Source organism: Bradyrhizobium sp. MOS002 (assembly GCF_003020115.1).
Classification (GTDB): domain Bacteria; phylum Pseudomonadota; class Alphaproteobacteria; order Rhizobiales; family Xanthobacteraceae; genus Bradyrhizobium.
In genome coordinates this window covers 1-15,148 of the sequence record NZ_PYFX01000006.1, presented here as the reverse complement: position 1 = coordinate 15,148, position 15,148 = coordinate 1, and the positions used below count along the sequence as shown (strand labels likewise).

Below are 15,148 nucleotides of genomic sequence, written 5' to 3'. Positions count from 1 at the left end.
AAGGCTGGGGGCAAGAGGTTGTTTCGGGATAACAAAACGCTATTGTCGCGCCCCGGTCCGGGTGCGGCGTGGCGCTTGACCGGCCGCCATGTTCGTGGCGACCCCATTTTGCGGCCCGCTCGTTCAAGACCGCACCAGACCAGGTTTCCAGGACTTTTATGCCAAGCAAGGTTCGCATCGCGCTTGACGCCATGGGGGGCGACGCCGGCGCCGCGGTGGTCATCCCAGGCGCCGCCATCTCGCTTCACAGGCATCGCGAGATCGAATTCCTGCTGATCGGGGACCGCGCCAAGATCGAGCCCGAGCTCGACCGCCACCCCGCGCTGAAGGCCGCCTCGAAGATCATCCACACCGAAGTCGCGGTCAGCGGGGAGGACAAGCCGAGCCAGGCGCTGCGGCGCGGCCGCAAGACCTCCTCCATGTGGCTCGCCATCGATGCGGTGAAAAAGGGCGAGGCGGATGTTGCGGTCTCCGCCGGGAATACCGGCGCGCTGATGGCGATGTCGCGCTTCCACCTGCGCACGCTGCCGGGCGTCGACCGTCCGGCGATCGCCGGCATGTGGCCGACCAGGCGCGGCGATTCCGTCGTCCTCGACCTCGGCGCCAGCATCGGCGGCGATACGCACCATCTGGTGTCGCTCGCCATCATGGGCGCGGCGATGGCCAGCGTGTTGTTCAACAAGAAGCGTCCCACGGTCGGCCTGCTCAATATCGGGGTCGAGGAGATCAAGGGGCACGAGGAGATTCGCGAGGCCGGCGAGATCCTGCGCGCCAGGAACCTGCCCGAGCTCGAATATCTCGGCTTCGTCGAGGGCGACGGCATCGGCAAGGGCGTGGCAGACGTCGTCGTCACCGAGGGCTACAGCGGCAACATCGCGCTGAAGGCCGCGGAGGGAACCGCGCGGCAGATGGCGGAATTGCTCCGCAACGAGATGAAGCGGGGCTTGCTGTCCAAGCTCGGCTATCTCTTTGCGCGCAACGCCTTCCAGGCCCTGCGCAACAAGATGGATCCGAACAAATCCAACGGCGGCGTGTTGCTGGGGTTGAACGGGATCGTGGTCAAGAGCCATGGCGGAATCGCTGCCGAAGGCTTTGCCTATGCGATCGATGTTGGCTATGAGATGGTCAAATTCGATCTCCTCAACAAGATCAATCAGATGCTCAATCGCGAAGGTGGTGCACTCAGTTCCGTGCAGGCCGCGCAGGAGGCTGTTTCGTGACTCAAATTCGTTCGGTCGTGCTGGGCTGCGGCTCTTATTTGCCGGAGCAGGTCGTGACCAACGCCCAATTGGCGGCGCGCATTGACACGTCCGACGAGTGGATCGTGCAGCGCACCGGCATTCGCGAGCGGCATATCGCGGCCGAGGGCGAGTTCACCTCGCACTTAGCGCTCAAGGCGGCGCAGGCTGCGCTCGCCGATGCCGGCGTGGCTGCGCAGTCGATCGACCTGATCGTGCTTGCGACCTCGACGCCCGACAACACCTTCCCGGCGACGGCTGTCGCCGTGCAGCACGGGCTCGGCATCAACCATGGCGCGGCCTTCGACCTTCAGGCGGTGTGCTCGGGCTTCGTGTTCGCGCTCGCCACCGCCGACAATTTCCTGCGCACGGGCGCCTTCAAGCGCGCGCTGGTGATCGGCGCGGAAACCTTCTCGCGCATCCTCGACTGGACCGATCGCGGCACCTGCGTGCTGTTCGGCGACGGCGCCGGCGCGGTGGTGCTGGAGGCGCAGGAGCAGCCCGGCAATGCCGCAACCGACCGCGGGATCGTGACCACGCATTTGCGCTCCGACGGCCGTCACAAGGCGAAGCTGTTCGTCGACGGCGGCCCGTCCTCGACCCAGACCGTCGGCCATTTGCGCATGGAGGGCCGCGAGGTATTCAAGCACGCGGTCGGCATGATCACCGACGTGATCGTCGACGCCTTCGAGGCGACCGGGCTCAATGCCGACAGCATCGACTGGTTCGTGCCGCACCAAGCCAACAAGCGAATCATCGACGCGTCCGCGCACAAGCTCCATATCGCGCCGGAGAAGGTGGTGCTGACGGTGGACCGTCACGGCAATACGTCGGCGGCCTCGATCCCGCTGGCGCTGTCGGTGGCGCGCAAGGACGGCCGCATCAAGCGCGGCGACCTGGTTTTGCTCGAAGCCATGGGCGGCGGCTTCACCTGGGGCTCCGCAATGGTGCGCTGGTAAGCCACAGTCGATAAAATTTTGCCCGAATCAGATCGGATTATCGATGCGCCTGCATTGATGAGCGCTGTTGACCGCCGTATCGTAAGCTCATAATTTCAGACAACAATTGTTCGCCGTGATGTGGGGCAGGGCGATGACCGATCAAAGTAAAACCGTAACGCGTGTCGATCTGTGCGAGGCCGTCTACCAGAAGGTGGGGCTGTCGCGCACGGAATCGTCCGCCTTCGTGGAACTCGTGCTGAAGGAGATCACCGATTGCCTTGAGAAAGGCGAGACGGTGAAGCTGTCCTCGTTCGGCTCCTTCATGGTCCGCAAGAAGGGTCAGCGCATCGGTCGCAACCCGAAGACCGGCACCGAGGTGCCGATCTCGCCGCGCCGGGTCATGGTGTTCAAGCCGTCGGCGATCCTGAAGCAGCGGATCAACGCCCAGCACCGCACCAATGGCGACGCCAGCAAGGCGCAACCCGAGGCGTAATCCGCCCTCCGGATAAGGATTTGGCATTTGGACAAGGCGCCGGATGCGTTCCGAACCATCAGCGAAGTAGCGCAGGAACTCGACATTCCGCAGCACGTGCTGCGGTTCTGGGAGACGCGTTTCTCCCAGATCAAGCCGATGAAGCGCAGCGGCGGCCGCCGCTATTACCGCCCCGACGACGTCGACCTGCTCAAGGGCATCCGCCGTCTGCTCTACGGGGAGGGCTACACCATCCGCGGGGTGCAGCGGATCCTTAAGGAGCACGGCGTCAAGTCGGTGCAGGGCCTCGCCGACAGCGCGGCCGCGGTCTCGTTCGGCGCCATCGAGGACGCCGTCGGCGCCAGCCTGATGGAGCCCGAGGAGGAGACAGGCGTCCGCGGCGCCCGCGACAGCGACGATGACGACTACCAGGGCGAGGAGGAGGAGGGCATCGACTTCCGCTTCTCCGAGACCGACGACGAGGAAATCCTCACCACCTTCCGCAAGGGCGGCACCCCCGCCGCGCCCGCCGGCCCCAGCGCTATCGACCGCGAGCGCCTCGGACGGGTGCTCGCCGAGCTCATCGCCTGCCGCGAGATGCTGGATCAGGCGCTAAAGGACGCCTGACGCCGGACTTACTCAGCTTTGGGGCAGTTCCGGTGCCTTTCGGCAGAGGCACCAATATCCAAAATGGTGTGACCTCGCCTTGCGCAAACCGGCGATCCTAGCTAATGGAACGACGTTCGGAGCGTGGCGCAGCCCGGTTAGCGCACTAGTCTGGGAGACTAGGGGTCGGAGGTTCAAATCCTCTCGCTCCGACCATTAAACCCTTTGACCTGAAAGGGTATTTTCTTTCGATGCTGGCTGCTGCCGGCGGCGAAATGAGAACATATCGGCGCCAGTTTGCACGGTTGGGCGCAAAAACTCCCGAAATAGTCCCGAACGACGTTCTGCAGGCGTTCCCTTCCAGGGATGTCGCTGCATGAGCTGGCAAGCTACCGCCTGGGCCGTAGAGCAAACCACTGGCTCGCCGGGGGCGAAGCTGATGCTGTTGACGCTGGCGAACTACGCCGACGACACCGGCTGCTGTTGGCCGTCTCAGGAGACCTTGGCCCGGGACACCGAGCAGTCGCTCGACTCCGTCCAGCGCTACCTCAGGAAGCTCGAGAAGCTGGGGCTGATCCGGAAGGTCGCGAGGCCGATGGGGCCGGGCCGCTGGTCCAGCCGCACTTACTTTTTGCCGATCGGTGTTGCAAAAAAGACCAAGCCGCAATCTGCGGCACAGTCAGGCAGCGGACCCACTGGGTTCCCCACTGGGCCGGAGCCTCACGAAACGCCACGAAGTGACGCCGGGACCATGCCGCAGGGCGCCCGGGACCATGCCGCAACCAGCCCGGTCACCATGCCGCAACAGAGCGGCGACCATGCCGCACCGGTGCGGCATGAACCTTCACTTGAACCTTCTCTAGAACCTTCACTTGAAGCGTCATCAGCATCTTCTTCCAAACCGAAACCATCGCCGGCCGAGAGACAGAGGGCTTTCAGGGAAGGGAGGAAGGGCGTGGAGGTTCTCCAGAACCAGATCGCCAGGAAGCTAGGAAGCGACGGCTGGGAGATCCTTGGCCTGCTTAGTCCCAAAGAGCTTCAGCGAGCGACTGATCTCGAGGAACGCGGTCGGCTCGATGCCGCTGCGATTGCCGCTCTGCGGCTTCAAAAACTTCAGCGTGTTCTTGCGTAACGATCAAACCTCCGAACCAAAGGGGCAATCCAGAATGAAGCACGGCATCATCAACGAAACCGCGACCGGTGACGATCAAAAGCCGGATCGGCGGCGCGCATCAACTCTTCTCGCCATACTGGCTGACCGCATTGCGGACATCTGCACGGCGTCGGGCTTGGATGGCCTCGCCGAGGGCGTCTACCTCATGGAAGAGTTGGCGAGGACAGACCCGAAACTGTTGAAGGCGATGCGCCCGAAGTTGCTGGGAATCATCGCTGCCGATGATGGCGTTAAAGACGGCGCGGAAGCGATCTTCCATCACGAAGTTGAAATCAAACGAGCCGAACTAGAGCGGCTGATCGCGACGGTGCAGTGATGACAGAAACAGCACCGTCCCCGGAATTTTTGCTTTCCGCCTACACCACCGTTGCCGGCGGCTGGACCCGCTCGTTCCCGTGGTCTCCGTCACGGGCAAAACGAGATTGCTTCGAAACCGTTTACGTTCGCGGAGATGTCGTGCGGCGCGTCCACGTCAATCGAACCTGGATCAAGGACGCGACCGCGGCGATCTTCGATATCAACAACCAGCTGCGCGACGCTCAGCGGCAACGGCACCTGGCTCGCAGCAAGGCAGGCCGGCGCTCGAGGCCGGACAAGCGTACACGTCAGGCATGGCAGGCGGAGAACGCAAGCTGATGCGCAAGAACAGATGCAGGGATCACTTCGAAGAGGTGCTGACGGTCATCGCGAGCGGCAAGCCCCTGACTCTGGCCCTCAAATCAAATGCCTCATTCCCGAAGCTCGGTGCTTTCAAGAGCTACATCGCAGCGACGGAAGAAAATCGGATCCGCTACAACATTGCGAAGGAGGCCGGCTTTGCGATGTTTCCGGCTAAGCACAAGCAGCGAAGAGGAACCGCCGCGAACCACTTCAACGAGATAATCTCAGAGCTGCGCAAAGGGAGATCTCTGACCGAAGTCCTTAGATCGGACGCCCGGTTTCCAACGGAGCCGACCTTTTACGGCTACGTCTACCGAAACCCGCAAAAAATGCAGGAGTATCGGGCAGCGCGTTGGATAGATATCGAGGCCTACTTCCCCAAGCTCCTGAGCCTCATTGTCGGCGGTCTGTCTTGCGAGGAAGCTTGCGCGTCAAGCCCGTCGTTTCCGACGTATTCGCAACTGATTTGGTGGGTTCGCAAGGCGGCAGATCGCAGAGCCAAACTTGATGCGGCAATTGATGAACGTAGCGCAACCTATCGACCGACCATCTACAGTGACAGCGCCTATGATGAGGCGATCGAGTTGGTCCGCTCAGGTTCACCGCTGAGCAACAGGCAGCGTCGCCGCGATTTGCCTCAGCGCAAGATGCTGGAAACTCGGAGTAGGGCTGATCAAGGTTTTGGTGTCCGATACCGTCAAGCTGTCCATCAAGGGCGAAGCGCGAGCAGCAAAAACCATCTCAGGATGGCCCTGCTTCAAAACGATGTCTATCGCCAGATCAATGCCGTGGTGCCCAAGCTAGATCGCGCCGATCGTGAGGACGTTCTCAGCGACATGGTGATGGCAGTGCTCGCCGACGACATCGATCTGACGGATGTGAAGCAGGAAGCCTCGCGTTTCCTTCATTCGCACAATCGACGCTTTCGATACGGGACCGTGTCTTTGGATGCACCAATGTTCGAAGACAACGAGGTCAACATGCTCGATCTTCTTTCGACAAATGACTGGACCGCGGAGGGCGCAATATGAGCTTGATTGGCCAGATGGTACGAGCCGGCGGATCTGCGCCCATGCTTGTCGTGAACACTGATCGAGGTATGGCGATATGCGTGTTCATCGACGGCAATGGCATCATCCGCGAGCGCTCGCATCCATACGAGCAACTCACCCCGCTGTGGCTCTCACTCAGCCCAAAAACAACTTGGCCCGAAACGTCGCGGTTCGATGTTGCCGCAATCGAGCGGGAAGAGGCCGAAGCGAAAGCAGCTCGAAAGGCCGGAAAGAAGATCGCGCGCAAGTCGCGGCGGAGCAACAAGATCAAGCGGGTTTCCCGCTGATGCTGCATCGAAGCCCGGGGCGAACCAATGATGAGCTGTGGGGCGCCAAGGCCATTGCCAGGCACATCGGGTGCAGTGTCGACTGGGTATATCAACTCGCCGCTGATCCAGACGCGCCGGTGTTCAAGCCATGCGGCAGGTACTTCGCTATGAAGAGCGAACTGCGTTCCTGGCTTCGAACGAAACCCGTCGAGAACCAGAACTAGCCAGATTTAGCCAGATTTCAGCAAGTGCGAAAGTTCGTGTAGTTCCGCATGTTGCAGCCGGGTCAATCCGGATTTGAAGTGTGGGCTGGTTTCAGCGAATTTTCCAAGGCGAGACGAAATCCTTCGACGTAGACCAGTGGTCTGCGCTGATCGACACCGGCGCGCGCACCGCGGCCGACATCTACGTTTCGCCGGTGAAGGCCATGCGCCACGCCCCGGTGCAGCTCGGGGTGGGCATCCGCACTGGCACGATGGCCACGCTCGGCGCTCACGTCTACAATCGTGCGGACAAGACGCGGGCCGAAGATCACCCGCTCTATCGCCTGTTGCACGACCGGCCGAACGGTTGGACCTCTTCGACGAGCTTCGTCCAGGAGATGGAGAAGGACTGCGTCCTGGAAGGCCGGGCCTATGCGCTGGCCAACCGGGCCGGCTCCGGCAAGATCATGGAGATCATCAAGCTCGACTTCCACTCGGTCACGCCGGACTGCGATCAGAACCAGGAGCCCATCTACAAGGTTGCCCTGAAGGGTGGCGGGACGGTCACGTATTCCTGGCGCGACATTCTAGACGTGCCCACGCTCGGCAATCTGTCAGCGATCCGGCAATGCCGCGAAGCTATCGGCCTCGCCATGGCGATGGAGCGTCACGCGGCCAAGCTGATGGCGAACGGCGCGCGACCAAGCGGCGTCTACAAGAACAAGAAAAAGCTGAGCGACATCGCCTATGAGCGGTTGAAACGCTCAGTCAATTCCAATTTCAGCGGTGAGAGCGCAGGCGGCGTTGTCCTGCTCGAGGAAGACAGCGACTTCACGCCCCTGACGTTCAGCTCCGTGGACATCCAGTTCCAGGAAATGCGGGCGTTCCAGTTGGTCGAGATCGCCCGGACCTTGGGTGTTCCGCCGAACCTGCTGTTCGACTTCTCCCGGGCGACCTGGGCCAACGCGGAGACCGCGTCGCAGGCCTACCTGACATTCACGCTGATGCCGCGGGCCAAGCTCTGGGAAGGCGCGCTGATGCGCCTGCTGAGCGAGGAAGATCAGGCGGCATACTACATCGAGTTCGACGCCAACGGCTTGGTTCGGGCCGACATCGCGGCGCGCTTCGAGGCCTACGCCAAGGCGGTGGCCGCTCGCATCATGAACCCGAACGAAGCCCGGGCTCGAGAGAACCTCGCCCCGTACAAGGGCGGCGACGAATTCAGCAATCCCAATATCGAGGCCGGCAAGCCGCCCTTACCGGGCGAGCGACCGAAGCCGACTCTGGTGGCAGCATCATGACCGCTCTCTTCGAGTTCAAGGCGGATCTCACCGTCGACGACGCCGGCGCCATCAAAGCCATGGCCTGGCCGTTCGGTTCTGGCGATCGCGTCGGGGATTGGATTCACAAGGGGGCCTTCGCTACGGCCAAGGCGCCGCTCCCGATGCTGTTCGGGCACCGTCCGAATGATCCCGTTGGCGTCTGGAGCGATATTGTCGAAGGGCCGGACGGCTTGCAGGCCAAAGGCCAGCTGCTGATCAACGATGTCGCACGAGCCAAAGAGGTGCACGCGCTGGTCAAGTCCAAGGCGCTGACCGGGATCTCGATCGGCTTCATCACCCGCAAGGCTACAGCCCGCAAGGGCGGTGGCCGTGACATCAAGGCACTCGACCTGGTCGAGATATCGCTGGTCACGGTGCCGATGCACCCGGGCGCACGTATCACCTCATCCAAATCCGCAGCGGAGGCCATCGCGCTCGCCGAGGCGATCAACCGTGCCGCTGCGGCACTAAAACTGAAAGGCTAACCCATGTTTCACCAGCACAAAGCACGGATGCTGTCCGGCGCCATCGAACTGAAGGAGGGCGATGTCGATCCGGCTGCCCTCGTGCAAAAGGCACTGGACGATCTCCAGAAATCAGTCGACGAACGCCTGAAGGCGGTCGAAGGCAAGGGCGTCGACCCGAAGCTCCAGGACCAGATCGACAAGCTCACCGCCAAGATCAACCGGCCCGGCACCGGCACCGACGAGCAGAAGGAAGCCGACGCGGTCGAAAAAAAGGCTTTCGAGACTTTCGTCCGCAAGGGCAAGGAGGCGCTGAGCGCCGATGAAATCAAATCGCTTCGCGTGTCTGACGACACTGCCGGCGGTTTCCTTGCTCCGGACGCGTTCCAGGCCGAGCTCGACCGCAACGTCGTCCTGTTCTCTCCCGTGCGATCGGTCGCCCGGGTGATGCCGACCGGCGCGCCGGCAGTTTTATGGCCGAAAAGGACTGGTGGGATGACCGGCGCTTGGGTGGGAGAGACCCAAGCTCGGTCGGAAACGACTGTCACCTTCGGCCAGAACCGCTATGGCGTCTGCGAGATTGCCGCCTATGTCGACGTCAGCAATGCGATGCTGGAAGACAGCGCCTTCGACATCGGCCAGTTGCTCGCTTTCGAATTCGGTGAAGAGTTCGGCTATCTGGAAGGCGTCGCGTTCGTCAACGGTGCCAGCCAGCTTTCGCCATCGGGCTTCATGCAGGATGCGAACGTTACCTACACGCCGGGCACCGACGCCAGCCTGGTCAAGGGCGACGGCCTGATCGACCTCTACCATGCCATCAAGGCTCCGTACCGCGTTAACGGCACCTGGGGCATGAACAGCACCACGCTCGGCGCGATCCGGAAGCTGAAGGACACGAACGGAAACTATATGGTCGCCATGGCGGGCCTGAACAACACGCCGGTCACGACCTTGCTTGGCCGCCCGATCGTCGAGATGCCGGACATGCCGGACATCGCGGGCAACGCCTACCCGATCATCTTCGGCGACTTCCAGCAGGGCTATCGGATCTTCGACCGCATCAGCCTGAGCATCCTCCGCGACCCGTATTCGCAGGCAACCAACGGCATGACCCGCTTCCACGGTCGGCGCCGTGTTGCCGGCGGCGTTGGCAAGGCTGAGGCCATCCGCAAGCTCAAGATCGCGACTTCGTAAGCAGCAACTCTGCACCCAGCAAAGCCAGGAACATCACATGCGAGATATCGCTTCAAGTCTTCACTTCAAACCGGCGATCGCGCCGATTGCCGCACGCACGGACAATACCGCGATCGTTTCCACCATTCTCGACACCTTGGGCTACGGCGCCGCAACGTTGGCAATGGTCACCGGTACCGAGACTGACGTCGACGCCACCTTCACGACGCTGCTTGAAGAAAGCAACGACTCGGGGATGAGTGGCGCGGTCGCGGTGGCGGACGCTGACATGATCGGCACCGAGGCCCTGGCCAGCTTTCAGTTCGACGACGACGTCGAGTGTCGAAAGCTCGGCTACGTCGGCTCAAAGCGCTACATCCGGGCGACGGTGACGCCAGCCAATAACGCCGCGGGCAACATCTTCATCGCCGGCATTTGGGTGCTGGGCAAGCCGAACAGCGCACCCACCGCAAACCCGCCGCAGTAATCGGCCGCCAACCGATAAGGAGCTGTTCTCGATCAGAACAGCTCTTTGCGGCGGGTGCGGTTCGGATTGCCCCAAGCCTCGTTCCCGCACCCGCCGCGTTCCTTACCTGAGACGAAAGCGCCATGCTCACCGTCATTGACGACAACTCCAATCGAGATTTGACGACGCTCGCCGTCGTCAAAGCCGAGCTTGGCACCACCGAGGTGAGCGACGACCAACTGTCGAAGTACATCACGCAGGCCAGCGACGTCATCGCGCAATACTGCAACCGCGTGTTCGCAGTGGAAACGGTCGCTGAGACCTTCCGCGTGCAGCCGCAGCGGTCCCGGGAATTGATGCTGACACGCTACCCGATCACCGAAGTCGTTTCGGTCGTGGAAGGCGGTACTACACTCACAACCGACCAGTACGAGATCAATCTGCAGACCGGGATTGCCGATCGGATTTCCAGCCATGGGTGTCCAATCTATTGGTGTGCCGGCCAGACCGTCGTCACATACTCCGCCGGCTATGAAGCTACCGACATCCCGCAGGCGGTTCAGCATGCGGCGATCCTGTTGGTAAAGCAGTTCGTCGCCTCAGGTGACCGTGATCCCATGGTCCGGAGCGAAACGTCTGACGGTGTCGGATCGACCGATTACTTCAGCGGCGGCGGCGCTGGCCTTCCACCTGAAGTGCAAGGCTTGATCAGTCTGCACGTAAGGCCGAACTCATGAGCAGCCAGCTTCTCTCGCAGCTGAACCGTTGGATCGCCAGACGCGGCGAGGACGTCACCTTGCGGCGCTATTTCGGGAGTGGGCCAAGCCGGACCAACACTGACCTAACTCTTCCGGCGAAGGTCAAGGGTCTTGTCGCTGAGCAGCTCATAGGCGCGGTCGCTCAGCAGACGTATTTCATTGTGCTGTCCCCGACCCACATCGTCAGCGACGGGTGGCCGCATGTCCCGCCACCTGCACCCGGTAGTGAAGTCATCAGTTCAGACTCTGATGCACGCTTGCCGACAGTCGCGGACAAGGTTCTCGTTCACGCAAAGGAGCGGGCCATCAGTCGCGTGGTTGCTGTATTCGAGCGCGGGCTTTGCGTCCGCATCGAACTGACGGCGACGGGATAGGCCATGCCATACAGTGCGCCCTCGATCAAAGGCTGCGGATGCGTCACCCGCGCTGACAAGCCATGCGAACACCAGCGCGCACGCAAGGCCGCTGCCGATGCGCGGCGTCCATCGTCGTCGGCGCGGGGCTATGGCGGCAAATGGCAGCGCGAAAGCAAAGCTTTCTTGGCCCAGCCAAAGAACCGCCATTGCGCCTGTGGCTGTGGTCGTACCGCCGACATGGTCGACCACAAGGTTCCGCATCGCGGCGATCAGCGCTTGTTTTGGTCGCGCTCGAATTGGCAGCCAATGGCGTCCTCGCCCTGCCACAACAGCCGCAAGCAATCTCAAGAGAAGGCCCCGGGGGTGGTTCAGAACTTCTCAGGGCCTTCCATAGACCGGCGCCTTAGAAGCGCGCGAGATAGGCAAGAATTGGTGTTTTCCGCATCGGTGAAGCCGTGAAGGGCACCAAGCCGCACTTGGTAATCGACAATGGAGCCATCTCCAAGACGGAGCGGGCTCCAACTTTCCTGTCCAAGGATGCGAAAGCGGAGTGGCGCCGCATCATGCCAGCGCTGGTGAAGCGCCGCATCTTGACGGTGGCCGATCTCGGGTCGGTCGAGAACTACTGCCTGGCAATCGGTCAGGTCCGTGAAATGGAGCGGCTTATCCAGGACGAGGGGCACGTCCTGACGGTCTACCGCGAGGGCAAGGAGGGCGGCGAGCCGGTCTGCATCGGGAGCAAGAAGAACCCCGCAGTCGCCGTGCAGGCCGACGCCATGAACAGGGCTCGTCAGCTGGCCGCCGAACTCGGCCTAACGCCGGTCAGCCGGGCACGGCCCGTCATCCGTGACGACGCCGACGACGGCGACCTCGGGGATCTGGACCTGTGATGGCTGACACTTTCCCGCACTGGATCTATGACGGCTCGGAGATCGAGGATCCGCTGGGATACGGCGAGCGCGCAGTCCGGTTTCTGCGGGCGCTGAAGCATCCAAAGAACCCGGCCAAGGGAGGGCGCTTCCAGCTCGACCTCTGGCAAGAGCGCATTGTCCGCCGCATCTATGGCCCGCGCCATGAGGACGGGACTCGCGTGGTCAAGACCGTGGTGCTGCTTCTGCCCCGCGGCAACCGCAAAACCAGCCTATCGGCCGCCCTTGCGCTGCTCCATACCCTCGGGCCGGAACGGATCCCGGGCGGTGAGGTGCTGTCCGCCGCGGCCGATCGCAAGCAGGCGCGCCTGGGCTTCCTCGAGGCCATGGGCATCATCCGCGCCGACAAGCGGCTGAGCTCGGTGACGTCCGCGCAAGACTACAAAAACAGGCTCGTTTCGAAGAACCACGGGAGCTTCTACGAGGCCATATCGTGCGATGCCGGCACCCAGCACGGCAGGACGCCGGTGTTCGTGCTGGCGGACGAGCTGCACGCCTGGAAAAAACGCGATCTCTGGGACGTTCTCCGGTCTGGTCTGGTGAAGGTCAAGGGCTCGCTCCTGGTGGTCGCCACCACCGCCGGCCGGGGTCACGACAACATCGCCTGGGACATCGTCGAGGACGCCAGGCGCGTCGCGCGCGGCGAGGTGGTCGATCCTTCCATCCTGCCCATCATTTTTGAGGCTCCGCGCGATTGCGACTGGCGGGACGAGGCGGTGTGGCACCGGGTCAACCCAGGATTGGCCCACGGCTATCCCGATATTGATGGGCTGCGCCAGCTTGCGATCGAAGGCGAGCGTCGGCCGGGCGATCGAGAAGCCTTCCGGCAGCTCAACCTCAATATTTGGCTAGATCATTCCTCCGACCCCTTCGTCGACATGGACGTCTATGACGAAGGCGCCGGCGCAGTCGACCTGGACGCACTCAAGGGCGAGCCGTGCTGGCTCGCGGCCGATCTCAGTTCGAACAGCGATCTAACGGCCGTTGTGGCGGCCTGGCGCGATGGTGATGACGGCTATTTGGTCCATCCGTGGTTCTTCTGCCCGAAGGATAACCTTCGTGGCCGCGCCGATCGGGATGGTGTGCCGTATCCGCGATGGGCTGAGGACGGCTTGATCGAGCCGACGGTCGGAAACGTGGTCGACTTCAGGGCGGTGGAAGACAAGATCCGCGATCTTTGCGGCGAGTTCGATGTGCAGGAAATCGCCTTCGATCCGCATATGGCGCGCAACATCCTGAACAATTTACTCGAGGACGGTTTCCCAGCCGTCGAAATGCGGCAGGGCTGGGTCACCATGGCGCCAGCGATCAAAGAACTGGAGCGCGCGATCGTCGGGCGTCGGCTCACGCATGGTGGGCATGAGGTGCTGCGCTGGAATTTCAGCAACATCGCCTGCGAGACCGACAAGGCGGGCAACAAGTCATTCCACAAAGGGAAAAGCCGCGATCGTATCGACGGCGCGCAAGCGACCGCAATGGCGGTGGGACGCGCCTCGACTGGCGATAGCAGCCGCTCGATTTACGAGAGCGACGATAGGGCTGATGGGCTTAGGATTATTTAGGAGAGGTTCTCGCGTGACACCCGGCCAACTGAGATACGAAGAAAAGCGAGCGGCAAAAGCTGGACTGCCTCTCGGTGAATGGCTCTCCTGCAAGCGGTCCAGGCTGAGTTCGGCAAACCTACATGCAGAAGAGCAAGAAGAGTCCCATCTCGAATCGCCTGATGAAATATTCGCTCGAGTTGAGCGCGAGATTTGGGGGCTCGGGACGCATACCGCGTGGTTTCACGGCGGCATAGCCGGGTTGAAGGTCGGCGATAAATTGCTGCCGGGGGCGGATGTTGGTAACAGCAACAGCAACCGGGGCCAGTGGGGCTCGGCGCGTTCAGGACTGGACGAGGTCTATGTCACGCCGGATAAAAACCTGGCGCTTCGCTATGCCGTGCATTTTCCCGACAAGAAGGGCGCAATCTATCGCTGCGAGCCTGCCTCGGACGTCGACGTATTTGCCGGACAGAGGGTAATTCTCGATTACCTGATCAGTCATGGATTCAGCTACGAAGAGATCGCGCCTCGGCTGCGCATTCCGTGTCTCGGCTCCGAAACCTTCACATGTTCGGAGGCCAAAATAGCCGAGGAGATCGGCGAGCCTTGGAGCGCGACGAAAGAGGATTGGTTCGCGGCTTCGAACCTACCAGATCGCGGATCGGACACCAAACTGATCGTAAGGGGTATGATCAAAGCGGGCGTGCCAACCCATCTTGCAGCCGCATACAGCAAAGACAATTCCTGGGAGATATTCTTGCGAGCGATCCGGGCGCGGGTCACCGGGGGGTCCAAATCGCGGGGCTCGAGGTGATGAAAGTAAGCGTTGGTGAACCATTGGGCGCCGGCACGGGGTCGACCAAGGGTTTCGCTTGTTTGCCGCCGGCTGGTCAGATCGCAGGCAGGAAATCGTGGCGTTCACAGTCAGCAGTATTGAAGACGCATCGGGCGCGCCGTTCACGTTGGCGGAGAACTCGAACGGATACCAATCCCCCGGCGTCACCTCGGCGGAGAATTTTCAAGGCTTCGGCGGCCCTTTTAGCGTCACCCCGGAGACGATCGATCACGTCGCGGAAACGATCCTGGAGCTTCAGCGCCAGCAGCGTCCCGAGCATGGTGGCGCATACTCGATCGGTGGCCTGGTGGAGCTCGTAGAGGTCACCAGAGAAGGCGTCAGCGCGAAGATCTTAAAACGGTGGCCTGATCAGATCGGTGAACTGATCCAGCCGTCGCCGATGGATTGGGCTGCATGGCGAGCGCGAAAGAAGCAGAAGCATACCACCAGCGCGCTCGCGGCGTCCGGAGTGCAGACGGGCTCCGTAATCAAACTCTCGCGGCACGAACGACGGGCGGCTGAAGCGAACGCCCGCAGCAAAGCATAGGAGAACGGCATGAATTTTCTTCCCTTTCCACTGAGTATGATCGGATCAGGCGCCCTCACGTCGGCAGCGACATGGGATCCCGCAGCCAAAGCGTCCATTTTTACGTTGAGCAACGGCAATCTAACTGCCGCAGGCACGG

At 61.9% G+C, this 15,148-nt stretch carries 19 protein-coding genes and 1 tRNA gene; all 20 read left to right on the top strand.

What is annotated here, in order from left to right:
* The first annotated feature begins 158 nt into the window (after nucleotides 1-158).
* The 20 genes from plsX to C7G41_RS19400 all read left to right on the top strand — a co-directional run bounded on the left by plsX (nucleotide 159) and on the right by C7G41_RS19400 (nucleotide 15,009).
* The gene (gene plsX, locus C7G41_RS19505) at nucleotides 159-1,220 is read left to right on the top strand and encodes a phosphate acyltransferase PlsX (RefSeq protein ID WP_106944098.1); all 1,062 of its coding nucleotides are present in this window, start codon (nucleotides 159-161) and stop codon (nucleotides 1,218-1,220) included.
* Nucleotides 1,217-2,197, top strand: coding sequence for a beta-ketoacyl-ACP synthase III (locus C7G41_RS19500; RefSeq protein WP_106944097.1), 981 nt, complete (start codon nucleotides 1,217-1,219; stop codon nucleotides 2,195-2,197). Before plsX ends, C7G41_RS19500 begins: the two co-directional genes overlap by 4 nt.
* Nucleotides 2,198-2,330: 133 nt before the next feature.
* Complete coding sequence (locus C7G41_RS19495) at nucleotides 2,331-2,672, top strand: integration host factor subunit alpha (RefSeq protein WP_018456841.1); 342 nt, start codon at nucleotides 2,331-2,333, stop codon at nucleotides 2,670-2,672.
* A 27-nt stretch (nucleotides 2,673-2,699) separates the two neighbouring features.
* Nucleotides 2,700-3,278 (top strand): MerR family transcriptional regulator, encoded by a 579-nt coding sequence (locus tag C7G41_RS19490; protein ID WP_007611070.1) that lies wholly within the window; start codon nucleotides 2,700-2,702, stop codon nucleotides 3,276-3,278.
* 117 nt (nucleotides 3,279-3,395) lie between these two features.
* A tRNA-Pro gene (locus tag C7G41_RS19485) sits at nucleotides 3,396-3,473 on the top strand.
* Between the two features lie 160 nt (nucleotides 3,474-3,633).
* The gene (locus tag C7G41_RS19480) at nucleotides 3,634-4,389 is read left to right on the top strand and encodes a helix-turn-helix domain-containing protein (protein WP_106944096.1); all 756 of its coding nucleotides are present in this window, start codon (nucleotides 3,634-3,636) and stop codon (nucleotides 4,387-4,389) included.
* Nucleotides 4,390-4,423: 34 nt separating this feature from the next.
* A complete protein-coding gene (locus tag C7G41_RS19475) occupies nucleotides 4,424-4,747 on the top strand; it encodes a hypothetical protein (protein ID WP_106944095.1) in 324 nt (107 codons plus the stop codon).
* The gene (locus C7G41_RS36975) at nucleotides 4,747-5,067 is read left to right on the top strand and encodes a hypothetical protein (RefSeq protein ID WP_146159780.1); all 321 of its coding nucleotides are present in this window, start codon (nucleotides 4,747-4,749) and stop codon (nucleotides 5,065-5,067) included. The genes C7G41_RS19475 and C7G41_RS36975 overlap by 1 nt, the downstream gene beginning before the upstream one ends.
* A complete protein-coding gene (locus tag C7G41_RS19465; RefSeq protein WP_106944093.1) occupies nucleotides 5,067-6,122 on the top strand; it encodes a hypothetical protein in 1,056 nt (351 codons plus the stop codon). The genes C7G41_RS36975 and C7G41_RS19465 overlap by 1 nt, the downstream gene beginning before the upstream one ends.
* A gap of 41 nt (nucleotides 6,123-6,163) precedes the next feature.
* Nucleotides 6,164-6,430, top strand: a complete 267-nt coding sequence (locus C7G41_RS19460) for a hypothetical protein (RefSeq protein ID WP_146159779.1) — start codon at nucleotides 6,164-6,166, stop codon at nucleotides 6,428-6,430.
* Between the two features lie 286 nt (nucleotides 6,431-6,716).
* The gene (locus C7G41_RS19450; RefSeq protein ID WP_106944090.1) at nucleotides 6,717-7,916 is read left to right on the top strand and encodes a phage portal protein; all 1,200 of its coding nucleotides are present in this window, start codon (nucleotides 6,717-6,719) and stop codon (nucleotides 7,914-7,916) included.
* A complete protein-coding gene (locus tag C7G41_RS19445; protein WP_106944089.1) occupies nucleotides 7,913-8,422 on the top strand; it encodes an HK97 family phage prohead protease in 510 nt (169 codons plus the stop codon). Before C7G41_RS19450 ends, C7G41_RS19445 begins: the two co-directional genes overlap by 4 nt.
* Nucleotides 8,423-8,425: 3 nt before the next feature.
* Nucleotides 8,426-9,595 carry a phage major capsid protein gene (locus C7G41_RS19440; protein WP_106944088.1) on the top strand — a complete coding sequence of 390 codons (1,170 nt, stop codon included), beginning with the start codon at nucleotides 8,426-8,428 and terminating at the stop codon, nucleotides 9,593-9,595.
* Nucleotides 9,596-9,632: 37 nt separating this feature from the next.
* On the top strand, nucleotides 9,633-10,061 hold the full coding sequence (locus C7G41_RS19435; RefSeq protein ID WP_106944087.1) for a hypothetical protein: 429 nt from the start codon (nucleotides 9,633-9,635) through the stop codon (nucleotides 10,059-10,061).
* Between the two features lie 122 nt (nucleotides 10,062-10,183).
* The gene (locus C7G41_RS19430; RefSeq protein ID WP_106944086.1) at nucleotides 10,184-10,777 is read left to right on the top strand and encodes a hypothetical protein; all 594 of its coding nucleotides are present in this window, start codon (nucleotides 10,184-10,186) and stop codon (nucleotides 10,775-10,777) included.
* On the top strand, nucleotides 10,774-11,172 hold the full coding sequence (locus tag C7G41_RS19425) for a hypothetical protein (RefSeq protein ID WP_106944085.1): 399 nt from the start codon (nucleotides 10,774-10,776) through the stop codon (nucleotides 11,170-11,172). The genes C7G41_RS19430 and C7G41_RS19425 overlap by 4 nt, the downstream gene beginning before the upstream one ends.
* A 437-nt stretch (nucleotides 11,173-11,609) precedes the next feature.
* Nucleotides 11,610-12,044, top strand: coding sequence for a phage terminase small subunit P27 family (locus C7G41_RS19415; RefSeq protein WP_106944084.1), 435 nt, complete (start codon nucleotides 11,610-11,612; stop codon nucleotides 12,042-12,044).
* Entirely contained in the window at nucleotides 12,044-13,645 is a 1,602-nt protein-coding gene (locus C7G41_RS19410; protein ID WP_199198482.1) for a terminase TerL endonuclease subunit, read from the top strand. Before C7G41_RS19415 ends, C7G41_RS19410 begins: the two co-directional genes overlap by 1 nt.
* A gap of 13 nt (nucleotides 13,646-13,658) precedes the next feature.
* A complete protein-coding gene (locus C7G41_RS19405) occupies nucleotides 13,659-14,441 on the top strand; it encodes a hypothetical protein (RefSeq protein WP_106944082.1) in 783 nt (260 codons plus the stop codon).
* Between the two features lie 58 nt (nucleotides 14,442-14,499).
* Nucleotides 14,500-15,009 carry a hypothetical protein gene (locus tag C7G41_RS19400; protein ID WP_106944081.1) on the top strand — a complete coding sequence of 170 codons (510 nt, stop codon included), beginning with the start codon at nucleotides 14,500-14,502 and terminating at the stop codon, nucleotides 15,007-15,009.
* The last annotated feature ends 139 nt before the right edge of the window (nucleotides 15,010-15,148 follow it).

Coding starts and splice junctions, on each gene's coding strand:
- plsX (WP_106944098.1), top strand. CDS start 159: ATGCCAAGCAAGGTTCGCATCGCGCTTGACGCCATGGGGGGCGACGCC.
- C7G41_RS19495 (WP_018456841.1), top strand. CDS start 2,331: ATGACCGATCAAAGTAAAACCGTAACGCGTGTCGATCTGTGCGAGGCC.
- C7G41_RS19480 (WP_106944096.1), top strand. CDS start 3,634: ATGAGCTGGCAAGCTACCGCCTGGGCCGTAGAGCAAACCACTGGCTCG.
- C7G41_RS19475 (WP_106944095.1), top strand. CDS start 4,424: ATGAAGCACGGCATCATCAACGAAACCGCGACCGGTGACGATCAAAAG.
- C7G41_RS36975 (WP_146159780.1), top strand. CDS start 4,747: ATGACAGAAACAGCACCGTCCCCGGAATTTTTGCTTTCCGCCTACACC.
- C7G41_RS19465 (WP_106944093.1), top strand. CDS start 5,067: ATGCGCAAGAACAGATGCAGGGATCACTTCGAAGAGGTGCTGACGGTC.
- C7G41_RS19460 (WP_146159779.1), top strand. CDS start 6,164: ATGCTTGTCGTGAACACTGATCGAGGTATGGCGATATGCGTGTTCATC.
- C7G41_RS19445 (WP_106944089.1), top strand. CDS start 7,913: ATGACCGCTCTCTTCGAGTTCAAGGCGGATCTCACCGTCGACGACGCC.
- C7G41_RS19440 (WP_106944088.1), top strand. CDS start 8,426: ATGTTTCACCAGCACAAAGCACGGATGCTGTCCGGCGCCATCGAACTG.
- C7G41_RS19435 (WP_106944087.1), top strand. CDS start 9,633: ATGCGAGATATCGCTTCAAGTCTTCACTTCAAACCGGCGATCGCGCCG.
- C7G41_RS19430 (WP_106944086.1), top strand. CDS start 10,184: ATGCTCACCGTCATTGACGACAACTCCAATCGAGATTTGACGACGCTC.
- C7G41_RS19425 (WP_106944085.1), top strand. CDS start 10,774: ATGAGCAGCCAGCTTCTCTCGCAGCTGAACCGTTGGATCGCCAGACGC.
- C7G41_RS19410 (WP_199198482.1), top strand. CDS start 12,044: ATGGCTGACACTTTCCCGCACTGGATCTATGACGGCTCGGAGATCGAG.